11 protein-coding genes are annotated in these 13,849 nt (G+C 35.4%); all 11 read left to right on the top strand.

Features of this window, described 5'->3' with window-relative positions:
* The first annotated feature begins 21 nt into the window (after positions 1 to 21).
* Positions 22 to 2,886 (top strand): right-handed parallel beta-helix repeat-containing protein, encoded by a 2,865-nt coding sequence (locus BK574_RS28425; protein ID WP_078428894.1) that lies wholly within the window; start codon positions 22 to 24, stop codon positions 2,884 to 2,886.
* 345 nt (positions 2,887 to 3,231) lie between these two features.
* Complete coding sequence (locus BK574_RS13045) at positions 3,232 to 5,172, top strand: lasso peptide isopeptide bond-forming cyclase (protein WP_078428893.1); 1,941 nt, start codon at positions 3,232 to 3,234, stop codon at positions 5,170 to 5,172.
* Positions 5,173 to 5,186: 14 nt separating this feature from the next.
* Entirely contained in the window at positions 5,187 to 5,339 is a 153-nt protein-coding gene (locus BK574_RS27040; RefSeq protein WP_142247964.1) for a paeninodin family lasso peptide, read from the top strand.
* 158 nt (positions 5,340 to 5,497) lie between these two features.
* Entirely contained in the window at positions 5,498 to 6,496 is a 999-nt protein-coding gene (locus tag BK574_RS13040; RefSeq protein WP_078428892.1) for a metallophosphoesterase, read from the top strand.
* Positions 6,497 to 6,743: 247 nt separating this feature from the next.
* Entirely contained in the window at positions 6,744 to 8,723 is a 1,980-nt protein-coding gene (locus BK574_RS13035; protein ID WP_078428891.1) for an asparagine synthase-related protein, read from the top strand.
* Positions 8,720 to 8,896 carry a paeninodin family lasso peptide gene (locus BK574_RS27035; RefSeq protein WP_142247963.1) on the top strand — a complete coding sequence of 59 codons (177 nt, stop codon included), beginning with the start codon at positions 8,720 to 8,722 and terminating at the stop codon, positions 8,894 to 8,896. The genes BK574_RS13035 and BK574_RS27035 overlap by 4 nt, the downstream gene beginning before the upstream one ends.
* 128 nt (positions 8,897 to 9,024) lie before the next feature.
* Positions 9,025 to 9,963 carry an aldolase gene (locus tag BK574_RS13030; protein WP_078428890.1) on the top strand — a complete coding sequence of 313 codons (939 nt, stop codon included), beginning with the start codon at positions 9,025 to 9,027 and terminating at the stop codon, positions 9,961 to 9,963.
* On the top strand, positions 9,960 to 10,256 hold the full coding sequence (locus BK574_RS13025; RefSeq protein WP_078428889.1) for a lasso peptide biosynthesis PqqD family chaperone: 297 nt from the start codon (positions 9,960 to 9,962) through the stop codon (positions 10,254 to 10,256). Before BK574_RS13030 ends, BK574_RS13025 begins: the two co-directional genes overlap by 4 nt.
* A gap of 33 nt (positions 10,257 to 10,289) precedes the next feature.
* Positions 10,290 to 10,766, top strand: coding sequence for a lasso peptide biosynthesis B2 protein (locus BK574_RS13020; RefSeq protein ID WP_078428888.1), 477 nt, complete (start codon positions 10,290 to 10,292; stop codon positions 10,764 to 10,766).
* Positions 10,759 to 11,946: a nucleotidyltransferase domain-containing protein gene (locus tag BK574_RS13015; RefSeq protein ID WP_078428887.1), complete on the top strand. Its 1,188-nt coding sequence runs from the start codon at positions 10,759 to 10,761 to the stop codon at positions 11,944 to 11,946. Before BK574_RS13020 ends, BK574_RS13015 begins: the two co-directional genes overlap by 8 nt.
* A gap of 13 nt (positions 11,947 to 11,959) precedes the next feature.
* The gene (locus BK574_RS13010; protein ID WP_078428886.1) at positions 11,960 to 13,756 is read left to right on the top strand and encodes an ABC transporter ATP-binding protein; all 1,797 of its coding nucleotides are present in this window, start codon (positions 11,960 to 11,962) and stop codon (positions 13,754 to 13,756) included.
* The last annotated feature ends 93 nt before the right edge of the window (positions 13,757 to 13,849 follow it).

The raw sequence follows: 13,849 nt of genomic DNA, 5'->3' as shown, positions 1-13,849 counted from the left end.
AATAATTATGGGGGGAAATAAATGTCTTATAAAATTCAAATAAGACGAGGTTTAAAAGCTGATTTACCATCATTAGATGAAGGTGAGTTAGGGCTTTGTACAGATACTGGTGAATTGTTTATCGGTACGAGTGAGGGGAACCGTCAATTAGCTGACCATTCAGAAATACACGAGTTATTAGGCTCAAAAGTAGACCATGAAGAGTTTTTGAGTCAGTTAGAGGCAATAACGAACGAGCTTGGAAATAAAGTTGATGCTCAATTTGTAGATGAGCAATTAGAAAATAAAGCAGACGCTGATCATCGACATGCTTTAGGGGATATTTTAGATGTTGATTTAACAACAAGTGAGCCGAATAATGGAGATGTATTATCATTTCAAAATGGAATATGGAAACCGTCGCTAATGAATGCACAAGTTCCTGTGGAGAGCTCTAGTGCAGTTTATGTAATTGATTTAGGTCGTTGGGGGATTACCGAAGGGGTACCAACCCAACCATATACGAACGATGATTATTATATGGCAGATGCAAATATCCAGGGGATAAATAATGCTTTAGAGTATGCTTATGATAATGGGTTTACCCAAGTTATTCTCCCAAGAGGTCAATATGCTATCTGTTATCCTCGTACGATCCAAATGAAAAGCCATTTAACCTTTCACCTTAATCAATCAGTATTGAAGGTAATTTATGACTCAGACAATAGATCCCCATTTGATACTAGGACTGGAACGGATTATTACAATTTTAGTGGAATAAGTATAACTTTTAGTAATGTGACAAATGCACATTTAATGGGTGGAACAATTATCGGTTGTAGAGCTGATCGTAGCTTCGCGAATTCAAATGAGCGAAGACAGGAACACACTTATGGTGTCTTACTATCTCGTGGAACCAATCATAGTTCGGTGAAACACTGTGTTGTTAGAGATTATATGGGTGATGGGATTTCTATGGATAGTAGGTCTCCATCAGAATTAGCTGAATTTAATTTAAATCTATCATTAAATAGCATTGACAATTCTACAGGAGAAATAACCAGTTCAAATAATTCGTTAACCTCAGGTTTTATCACGTTACGAGATTACCCTCAATTTCAAATCGCTGGCTTTGGATTTAATCGAACGACGAGCATCAATACAAAAGAAGTAGATGTTTTCTTCTATAGAGAAGATAATAGCTACTTACAAAAAAGGCAAATGAATAAAAAAATATATACTCCAATCACCGTTCCTGTAGGGGCGAGGAAAATTAGGCTTGTTTTTAGACAAGAAACAAATCCTTTGAAGAATATGAATATTACGATAAAGTTTGGGAATATTCCTCATCATAATGTAATTGAACACAATGAAGTATTAGCAAATCACAGGGGTGGAATTACACTAGGAGGCAGTTATAACATTGTTCAGCATAACGTCATTAGAGACAATGGCTTCCATCAATTAGATGATAAGCCTTTATTTAATGACCCGACAAGGTACGGAATAAACCAGGAGGATTCCTATGGTGATAATTGTGTAATTAGACATAATCTTATCTATAACACGAATCATGGGATCTTAGCAGGGTGTTACTCCGTTCACATTGAAAACAATCATATATATAATGTAACAGGGATTGGAATAAACCTATACTCTTTATCATTTGCAACAGTTAAAGGAAATTATTTGTACCAATGTGGTACGAGTGCTTTTGGTTTAATGACAGCTAATTTACCAGGGGCACATGTTCATATCACCGATAATAGTGTGCATAATAGTCGTGTCAATATATCAGGTAGTGGGTATACAGTATACGTTCGGGGAAATACGTTTGTAGACGTAGAAATGATTAATATGCCTGCAAACAGGGTAACGGATGTTTTTAAAGATAACATTCTAAAGTATACGGGACATTATTCAGGTAGTGAACCAACCATGCGTATTGACAAAATAGAGAATTGTATTTATGAGTCCAATACCCCCTCTCTTCGAAGTGTTCGTTTAATTACTAATAGTATTTCTAGATCAGTGTTTAGTAATATTCGCTTATATTTAGATACAAGAACTAGTAATACAGTTGAGGGGAAAATTTCTTTACATGACTGTACTTTTTATAATAGTAGAATAGATAATCATATTTTTGGAACAAAGAAAAGAGAGGTTAATGTGACTGATAGTGTTTTCCAAAATTCAAGACTATATGTTGGTAATATCAACACACCTAATGAAAATCCATTATTGACTGTAGATAATAGTAGGTTTTTAATAAATTCTATCACTACCCTTATCAATAACGACATAAATAACGAAGATGGCTATGGAATTATTAAGATAAGTAATTGTGATATCGAAATTACAAATGATAATTTTAATCCGTTAATTTCAAACGCATTTACGAGGAGAACATTCGAGTTTCATATGAACAATTGTCATTTAATGTACACAGGAGAAGGGACTTTAAACCTAATATATTATAGTAGACTTACGAGCATGAGAAAATTTGTATCAGCTAATAATCGTTTTGAAAATATTATTCTCCCCGCTGAAGATCCCGATATTTTTGTCGGTTACGATCCTGAAACTCATAGCATGAATGAGCCTAGTTCAGGTTTTTATATGGTAAGCCAAATTGTCAAAAATGCAAAACCAGAAGAGGGGAGTTATATTGGTTGGGTTTGTACACAGGATGGGATCGCCAATCAAAACACTTGGCAGGAAAATACAAGTTACACTGTAGGCACACAAATTACTGCAAATGGTAATGTGTATCAATGTACGACAGCAGGTACAACAGGAACGGTTGCACCGTCACATACAAGTGGAAGTGCGAATGATGGTACAACCACTTGGGAGTATTTAGGCCAAAGAGCATTATTTGCTCCGTTTGGTTTAATTGGTAGTTAGCTTTAGCCATTGAAGCTATTCCTTCAAATTAATTAGATATTAAGTATATGCAACTTCATATAACTGCTTGTCAACAAATCATTATTCATGAATAGTTGGCAAGCTTTTTTTGTTTTTTTACCTTAGAGTTAAAAAATCATTTTCTGAACAACAAAATATTTATAAAAGATTCTGCCAATTGGTTGACTTTAGTTGTAGGAGGTGGTATCTTTAAAGTGTTCTTTATTAAGAACTGATTATTACATACTATTTTATTTTTAGTTATATTTAAAACTGATTATTTTTTTGTCTTTATGTTCTTTAAAGAGAACGGAAGTGGATATTACTTAAAACTTGGGGGTAAACATGAGTGCTATCGCTGGAGTTTATAACTTAAGCCATCAACCTGTATTAATGGAGCATATAGATAACCTAATGTATAAACTAAAAGTTTATCCTGCTAATGATACGCAAATATTCCACAATGAACATGTTGCTCTAGGCTGCCATGCTCAATGGATTACTCCTGAGTCAGTAGGTGAACAGTTACCCTATTATGATCGTGAGCGGCAACTAGTAATAACAGCTGATGCTATTATTGATAATCGTAATGAATTGTTTGAGAGATTAAATATTGGTCATTACCAGCGGAAAATAATCCCTGATAGTCAGCTGATATTACTAGCTTATGATAAATGGGGGGAGGACTCACCAAAGTATTTAGTAGGTGATTTCGCTTTTATGTTATGGGATGAGAAAAAACAAAAGCTTTTTGGAGCGAGAGACTTTTCTGGGAGTAGGACATTATATTACTTTCAAAATTACCACCATTTCGCATTTTGTACTACGATTGAACCATTATTTTCCTTACCATTCGTTGAAAAAAAGTTGAATGAACAATGGTTAGCTGAGTTTTTGGGAATTGCTGGGATGATCGATACCGTAGATGCTTCGATTACCCCCTATCAAACTGTAGAACAACTACCACCCTCACACAGTATTTCTATTGTTGGACAAAAGGTGACACTTAAAAGGTATTGTACTTTGCAAGTAATGCCCCAGTTAAAATTAAAAAGAAATGAAGAATATATAGAAGCATTTCAAGAAATCTTTCAACAAGCTGTCCATTCGAGGTTACGAACCCATCGACAAGTTGGGGCACAACTAAGTGGAGGGCTGGATTCTGGGTCAATTGTAGGTTTTGCTGCTCCACTTCTAAAAAAGGAAAATAAATTATTACATACATTTAGTTATATCCCACCAAGTGATTTTAATGATTTTACTCCAAAACATCTAATGCCAGATGAGAGGCCTTTTATAAAAGCAACTGTTCAACATGTAGGTGGTATTAAAGATCAGTATTTAAACTTTGATGGAAGAGATCCTTACACAGAGATGAATGATTTTTTGGACATCATGGAGATGCCTTATAAGTTTTTTGAAAATTCTTTTTGGTTAAAGGGAATGTTTGAAAAAGCACAAGAAGAGGATGTTGGTCTCCTTTTAAATGGAGGGAGAGGAAATTTAACGATCTCCTGGGGGTCTGCCATCGATTATTATGCTGCTCTATTAAAGAAATTAAAATGGTTGCGGCTTTTCCAAGAGTTAAATCAATATAGTCAAAAAGCGGGAGGAGCCAGATTTAGGAGATTACCTACTATATCTAAAGTAGCTTTTCCATTCATTCAGCAAATATCTTCTTCAAGGACAGCTTATACTAATCCAATGCTCATAAATCCAGGATTTGCAGATGAAATCGGTGTTTTCAATAAGCTTAAACAAAATGGTATGGATGAATCGGGTTGGTTTTCGACAACTAATATTTATGAACAAAGAAAGCGGCATTTTGAAGATGATTTTCATTGGAATGCTAGTAATACGCTTGCTACTAAACTATCTTTACGATATTCAGTATGGAAACGTGATCCAACCAATGATATGCGTGTTGTTCAGTTTTGTTTATCCTTACCCGAGGAACAATATGTTCAAAATGGTTTAGATCGTGCATTAATTCGAAGAGCAACGGTAAATATTTTACCGGATAAAGTTCGTTTAAATCAACAAATTCGTGGCGTCCAAGGAGCTGACTGGGTTCACCGAATGATACCGGTTTGGAAAAACTTTGTAGCTGAAATTAAACAGATGTTGAATGATGATACTACTATGGGTTATATAAACGGGGAAGTCATTCGAAATGCTTTACAAAAAATTCAAAATGGGGTTGGACCTGATTATATATTAGACCCTGATAGTAAAGTTCTTATGCGAAGTTTAATTGTACACAAATTCTTGAAAAAGTTTACTTGAAAGGGGGTGACGAGATGAAAAGAGAGTGGAAAAAGCCTGAGTTGGAAGTGCTTGAAGTAACTGATACAATGGCTTCAACAGTTAATGGACCTTATACAGACGAAGCCTATGTGCCTGGAGTACCTGTTGAAGACCAAAGACCTGATATTCATCGTTTTACTAGTTAAAAAGAAAAATGAATAAGCTTATACTTATGCCTTACTTTATGCCCTTATACGAATTGGTGAGTGTAAGGGCTTATTTCATTTTTGACTTTTAGAAGAATTGAAAGTGGTTTGAATTACAAATTAAAAACTACTAATGAGTTTTTGATGGAGAGGTTTTTATGAAAAAACTAGGAGGTAAACTGGTGATCGTTCTATTAATATTATTTGTTGTTCTAGTTGGTTATACGATTTGGGACAATAACCGAATTAAAGTAGTGGAACAAGAAATAATGATTGATAAGTTACCTGAAGAATTAGATGGGTTTACGATCCTACAAATAAGTGATTTACACGAAAAAGAGTTTGGGAAGAACCAAAAAGATTTGATTGAGGTCATTAATTCGATTGATTACGATGCGATCGTATTCACTGGAGATATGTTAGATAGTACTGAAAGCGAAAATTATCAACCTTTCTATACTTTACTTGATGGTATACATAATAAAGAAACAGCATTATTTGTTCCTGGGAATTCAGATCCACCCAATTATGTGATAAAGCCTAATGAGCCTTTGGTAAAGACAGAATTTTTAAAGGGTATGGAGAAACGAAAAGTAAAATTACTAGATACATTACATACATTAGAAGTAAATAAGGCCCAAATCCACTTTGTGAACTTTGAATTAGCGCTGAAAAACGCTGCTCAATTAATTGAAATAATTAATGAGAGACTGAAAGACAATGAAGACCCCTACACAGAATCATTAAAACACGAAAAGCAGCTACTAACAGAGATTTCTAGGTTCAAGCAGTTTGATGAAACAGAAGTTGTCATCGCTTTAACTCATTACCCAGTAGTAGATAAAAAGTGGGATACAATCGCTTCAGATCCGCATCAAAATATAAAACAGTATGATTTAGTGATTGCCGGTCATTACCATGGAGGGCAAATTCGTATTCCATTTATAGGAGCTCTATTTGTACCAGAACCTTGGTATGATCGAAATGGGCTTTTTCCACCAAGAGATCGAGTAAAAGGCTTATGGGAATATAAAGGGGTTCAACAATATGTAAGTGCAGGTTTAGGAAGCAGCGGTGCAATCGCTTTCTTAAACTTTCGTTTTTTTAATACGCCCGAAGTTAACGTATTAATATTAAGAAGCCATCGACAAAGTTAAAGGGGAGGAAAATAGAATAATTTTCTATCCCCTCTACAAAATACTATTTAGATGTATTGACACCAAAAAGACGAGGTGGTAAATTAGTTATATAATCGTTCTTTATAAAGAATTTAATACTTGTTGAAAAGTCTTTATGTTTATTATATTAGTACTTCTTTATTAAGGAGTATTTTTTGTATCACCATGTTCTTTATTGAGAACTAATTGATTGTGTTTGGTGTTTGAAGATTACAGGAGGAATAAGATGAGTGCAATTGCTGGTATTGTTCATTTAAATAAGGAACCGATCAAAATAGAACAAGCAAAGGATCTTATGAATAGTTATCAGCAATTTCCTGCCGATGATGTTCAAACTTGGAAGAAAGATCATGTTTTCTTCGGTTGTTATGCTCAATGGATTACACCTGAATCAGTTGGAGAACAACAACCTTATTATGATTATGAAAGACAATTAGTCATTACTTCTGATGCGATTATCGACAATCGAGATGAATTATTTAATAAATTACATATTGAACTTCAGGAAAGAAAGACACTGCCTGATAGTCAATTAATTCTACTCGCCTATGAAAAGTGGGGAGAAGACGTTCCAAAGCATTTAATTGGAGACTTTGCATTTATGATTTGGGATGAGAAAAGGCGTAAGCTTTTTGGAGCAAGAGATTTTTCGGGAGCTCGTACACTTTATTTTTACCAGAATGAAACTCGGTTTGCATTTTCAACGACAATCAATCCGTTATTTACTTTTCCTTATGTAGAAAAGACATTAAATGAAGAGTGGTTAGCTGAATTTTTGGCTATCCCCATACCGAATATGGTCGAAGCTGTTGATATGGTATCGACAATCTATCAATCCATTCATCAAATCCCACCATCACATAGTATCACTGTTGTTGAAGAAAGAGTTAAGCTTACAAGATATTGTACGATCGATATAAAAGATAAATTAAAACTAAAGTCTTCTGAAGAATACAAGGAGGCTTTTCATGAAGTATTTAATAAAGCTATAACCGCTAGACTTAGAACTCATGGTGAAATAGGTGCTCAATTAAGTGGTGGATTAGATTCTGGGACGGTGGTGAGTTTTGCCGCTAAAGCATTAAAGAAGGAAAATAAAATGTTACATACTTATAGTTACATCCCAGAAGACGACTTTGTTGATTGGACATCTAATTATTACATTCCTGATGAGAGACCGTTTATTAAAGAAACGGTTAATTATGTTGGCAATATTTCGGATCAATACTTAGACTTTGCTGGGAGGAATCCACTTTCAGAGGTCGATGACTTTTTGAATTTAATGGAAATGCCCTATAAATTTTTTGAGAATTCCTTTTGGTTAAAGGGGATTACTGAAATAGCACAAAAACAAGGAATTAAAATTCTTTTAAATGGAGCAAGAGGAAATCATTCTATTTCATGGGGATCTTGGAGGTTAACAACAGATTATTATGCAGAATTATTGAAAAAATTAAAATGGATTCAATTAAACAAAGATCTGACCGACTACACAAAACATTATCAAACTGGTAAATCCAACATACTTCCAATTATAGCAAAGAAAGCTTTTCCTATAATAGACCGATTTCAAAATAAAGAGGCACAGCGAGTTTATCAATTTCCACAAATAATAAGCTCAAATCTGGCAAGGAAAACTAAAGTTTTTGATAAGCTTCAGCAATATGGACTTGATTTATTAGGTGGGGCTGAAATAAGAAATTTAAATGAATTTCGAAAAAGTTATTATAAACAACTTTTTCCTTGGAATAAAAGTGGAGTTGCCAATACAAATTTATCTTTACGTTATGGTGTATGGGATCGTGATCCGACGAATGATTTAAGAGTAATTCAATTTTGTTTAGCACTTCCTGAGGAACAGTATGTGAAAGAAGGCATGGAACGGTCGTTTCTTCGTAGAGCGACCCAAAATGCTCTTCCAGATAAAGTAAGACTTAATCAAAAGAGCCGTGGTATCCAAGGAGCTGATGTGATCCATCGAATGGTTCCTCAATGGGGGACGTTCATTGAGGCGTTACATCAGCTCTGTAAGGATCCTGTTATCACTGAAATCCTTAATATACAAGAAGTTAAGCGGGCATTATCCTCTATTGGAAATTTTCCAAGGCCAGAGGATGTTTATAGTAATGAATTTAAAGTCCTTACAAGAAGCTTGATTGTTTATTTCTTTATTAAACAATGTATCCGAAAGGGGGTGAAAATATGAAAAAGTTATGGAAAAAGCCAAGTTTTGAAGTCCTTGATGTAAGTAGTACTATGGGTGGATCAGGTAATGCAACTTGTGATAGCTATGATACATCAGATCAACCAGGTAAAAACCCCAATACTCATGATGGTAGGGGAAATGTAAAGTGGTCAAGTGGTGGGTGCGGTAGCTAATTTACTAACTTGATTTTTAATTTCCCTTATATCTTAAGTAAGTATAAGGGAAATTTCTCAAGTGAGTAATGTTGTTCTATGTAAAGAAGTAGTTAATCTAGTAAAGAACGTAAAGTGAGGGATCACCAATGGTCATTGATAAAGGAAGTGCATTAATTTATGAGGCATTCTGTCTTAAAATTCAAAGTCCTATTTCTCTACCAGAATTGCCACTAGTAAATAAGGAAAACAGCTTAATAGACATTATAGTGGAAGTTGCTGAGTTGAGAGATTTGTGGTCGGAATTATCTGAGGATGACCCATATTTCGTTATACAAGAAAACCTAATCATGTTTAACATGCCTGATGTGGCAATCTTTCTAGTCGAAGACGGTAAACGAATTTTATTTTCTCCAGTTGATAACGCTCATGATGACCATATTCGTTTATATCTTTTAGGCACTTGCATGGGGGCCATCTTAATGCAGAGGAAAATTCTTCCTTTACATGGAAGTGCGTTAGCTATTAATGGAAAGGCGTATGCCATCGTTGGAGATTCAGGGGCTGGTAAATCAACGCTTGCTTCGGCTTTTTTGAAGAAAGGCTATCGTTTGCTTAGTGATGATGTCATACCCGTTTCTCTTAATGAAGAAAACGTTCCGATCGTAACACCTGCGTACCCACAGCAAAAGCTGTGGCAAGAAAGTCTAAACGAATTTGGGATGGAAAAGAAGCAGTATCGCCCCATTGTTGATCGCGAAACGAAGTTTGCTATTCCTGTAAAAGACCAGTTTGCCAATGAAATGATGCCTTTGGCTGGAATTTTCGAACTCGTAAAAACTGAGAATGGCGAAATTCAAATTGAACCGATTCAAAAGCTACAACGATTCCATACTTTGTTTTATCACACTTACCGTAATTTTTTTATTGAACGATCGGGATTAATGGAGTGGCATTTTCATCAATCTGCGAAGATGTTAAGCCATATCGAGCTTTACCAAATCCAAAGACCAATGTCACGCTTTACTGCGAACGATTTAACAGAGCTTATTTTAGCAACGATTCATAAGGAGGCCAAAGTTGTATGATTAAAAATCAAAATATTTCAAAAACTAATATTATTTTTCAAGGGTCTAGAAATATCGTTAGTGATATGGATGGGGAAAAAGTCATGTTAAGTATTTCAAATGGGAAGTACTACAATCTTGGAGACGTCGGTGGTGACATTTGGGAGCTGATAAAAGATCCTGTTTCAGTTAAGCAATTAGTCTCAACACTAACTGCGCAATATGATGTAGACCCATCTGAATGCGAACAAGAGGTTTTATCTTTTTTAGGGCTATTAGCTGAAGAAGGGTTGATTGAAGTAAAAGAAGCATAATAAAGGGGTTGTTTTATAAAGGGGTTTAAATCTATGTTGCAAAGAGTTAAAGCATTTTTATTATTAGATTTTAAAATGAAATTAATGTGTATAGAGGCTTATTTTTATTTAGGTTGGGCTCGGTTTCTAAAGCTTCTCCCATTTTCAAAAGTGGCACCTTCATTAGGACAAAAAATGGAAGAAACAACGATAACCCCGATTGTTGAAGATAAGAAAACATTACGAAATGTTTCCCAAGCAATTCATATGATGAGCCGCTATACTTTTTGGGAAAGTCAATGTCTTGTTAAAGCAATTGCTGGGATGAAGATGCTTGAGAAGCGGGGCATTGAAAGCACATTGTATCTAGGAACGGCCAAAGATGAAAATGGAAAATTAATTGCGCATGCCTGGTTACGTAGTGGCCCATACTTTATTTCTGGTGCAGAAGGCATGGAGAAGTTTACCGTTGTGAGTAAGTTTGCTAAAAAAGTAGGGAACCAAGAGATTAAAGGGGAAAACTATGGATAATCATTATGCTCTTAACTTAAGTGATTTACCAAAAGAATTAATGCTCATTCTAGAGTTAATTAAAGAACAGGATGATCTGGCACGTTTCACGGACAAAAAGGATCTATTACTAGAGGTCAACTGGGACTTGTTTTTGGAGTTAGCGATGCATCACCGTGTTTACCCGTTGTTGCATTCGAAATTAAAGAAAATAAATGACTCAACTATACCAGCCAATGTTCTTCAGTCATTAACTTTTCAGTATAAGCGAAACACGTTTCAAATGCTGCATTTAAGTGCCGAGATGGAGCAAGTCAATCAGCATTTAGCGCAACAAGGCATCCGGCTCCTCTTTTTGAAAGGTCCTGTAATAGCCCAATCTCTTTATGGAGAGGTGTCTCTGCGTACGTCAAGTGACTTAGATTTCCTTATTCCTATTGAAAAATTAGCTGAAGCCGAACAATTATTAGTTGAACTGGGCTATGAAAAGGATGATTATATTGAGACGGTGTTAAATGATTGGAGATGGAGACACCATCATGTCACTTATTTCCACCCTCATAAAGGAATTAAAATGGAAATTCATTGGCGGATGCATCCTGGGCCTGGAAAAGAGCCAAGGTTTAATGAATTGTGGGAACGAAAGGACACGAGCACATTAACTAGTTCTTCCGTTTATTTTCTTGGGAATGAAGATTTGTTTTTATTTCTTGCGGCTCATGGTGCTCGCCATGGTTGGTCTCGCTTGCGCTGGTTGATGGATATCCACCAACTATTGCAACAAAGTGTAGATTGGCGGCAACTTCGAAAGTTGTTGAAAAAGTATGATATGACACATGTGGCTGGGCAAGCTACTATTTTATCAACGCAGCTATTTGGTACGCAGGTTCCAAAAGAAGTGCAGTTTTTACTAGAGGGGAGCCGCGCGAATAACCTTGCGCAAGAAGCGATCTTTTATTTAAAAAGAATGGTTAATCTACATACAGATCCCGTTCCAGAAGATGTATCACAGTATCATAAACGTCATTTGTTTTCCTTAATGTCGAGCCAGCAAAAAGTTTTATTTATTTTAAGCTTTCTGTATCCATATCCTGAAGATGCTGAAACATTACCTTTACCAAAGGGGCTCCATTTATTATATTTTCCATTACGTCCGTTCTTATGGGTTTGGAGAAAAACGAAGAAACAGGCAATATCTTAGGAGGCTATTTTAAATGAAACATATTTTCTATTTTCTAAAACAAATTCATGCTTATGCTGGAAAAATTCTTTATATTAACCTCCTAGCGATGCTATTTATTAGTTTACTGGACGGTATTGGTATTTTACTATTAATTCCTTTAATTAGTATGAGCGGAATTGTAAATATTGACGCTACTGGAATTCCTTTATTAGGGGCCTTTGAATTCCTGGGAAATATTCCGAGTTCGATCGGTTTGCCTGTTATTTTAGCGATATTTGTCTTAATCGTTGTTGGACAGAATTTATTACAACGGCAAATTACGATTAAGAGTACGATAATTCAGCACGGGTTCTTTAGACATCTTAGGGTGAAAACCTATGACTCTATTCTTCATGCGAAATGGAACTTTTTTATTAAAAATCGAAAGTCGGATTTGATTAATTTATTAACGGCAGAGATTGCTCGTGCAAGTGCGGGAACACATTCTTTCTTACAATTTTTATCTTCACTAATCTTTACTTGTATTCAAATTGGAATTGCCTTTTGGCTTTCACCTACGATTACATCGTTTGTTTTAGCGTGTGGGTTAATACTCATCTTTTTCAATCGTAAATTTCTTAAACGATCGATGGAACTCGGTAGTCGTAATTATACGTTAGGTAAGGCATATTTAGGTGGAATTACTGATCAAATTAATGGAATTAAAGATATAAAGAGTAATACTTTAGAAGAGTCACGAATGAATTGGTATAAAATGGTAACTAAAAGTATGGAGAATGAACAAATCGAGTATACAAAATTAAAAACCACTTCCCAACTTTATTATAAAATAGCATCAGCTGTCTTAATCGCAACCTTTATCTTCTTTGCTGTTAACTTGTTCAATGCACAAGCTGCTCAATTGATGTTAATTATTATTATTTTTTCTAGGCTTTGGCCAAGAGTGGCTGGAATTCAAGGTTCTTTAGAACAGATTGCAACAACGATTCCCGCGTTAAAAGCGGTTATTGCCATGCAAGAAGAATGTAAAAGCGCAAAAGAGTTTACAGCTGTTAATCAACAGAGCATCCAACCTTTAAACATTCATAATGGGATAGAGTGTCGTAATGTTACATTTCGTTATAACCCGAATGATTCAAAGTATGCCTTAAAGGATATTAATTTGTATATCCCTGCCAACCAAATGACTGCTGTAGTTGGCCCATCGGGTGCTGGTAAAAGTACGTTAATTGATTTGTTGATGGGACTTAATCAATCAGAAGAAGGAGAAATATTATTAGACGGTGTTCCACTATCAAGCGGTAATGTACGTTCTTTGCGACAAGCGATTAGTTATGTTCCTCAAGATCCATTTTTATTTAATGAAAGTATTCGAGAAAATTTACAACTTGTTGCTTCAGATGCCAGCGAAGCGGAAATGTGGGAAGCACTCGAATTTGCTTCTGCTGATTTTGTTAGTAAGCTTCCTCAAGGGTTGGATACTTTAATTGGAGATCGTGGCATCCGACTTTCAGGAGGAGAACGGCAACGACTTGTCTTAGCCCGGGCGATTTTACGGAAACCATCGATCCTCGTATTAGATGAAGCTACGAGTGCGTTAGATACAGAAAATGAGTCGAAGATACAAGAGGCTATCGAACGACTGAAAGGCAGAATGACAATTATCGTTATTGCCCATCGCTTATCAACGATTCGTCACGCTGATCAAGTTATTGTTCTCGATCAAGGTCAAATCATCCAGCAAGGTGGCTTTAATCAGCTGGCAAAAGAAAAACGGAGTATGTTTAGTCAATTGCTCAGAAAGCAAATGGAAGTTATGCAATCATAAAAGGGTTAAACGCTGAATGAGGTACCTCATTCACAATATAATTTATAAGCTTACAAGTTTTGTAAAAAAGTCTAATAGGTTATAGGGAATAAG

The sequence above is a fragment of the Alkalihalobacterium alkalinitrilicum genome (genome assembly GCF_002019605.1).
Classification (GTDB): domain Bacteria; phylum Bacillota; class Bacilli; order Bacillales; family Bacillaceae_F; genus Alkalihalobacterium; species Alkalihalobacterium alkalinitrilicum.
The sequence above is the reverse complement of the archived record's forward strand: the minus strand, read 5'-3'. Positions and strand labels throughout refer to the sequence as shown.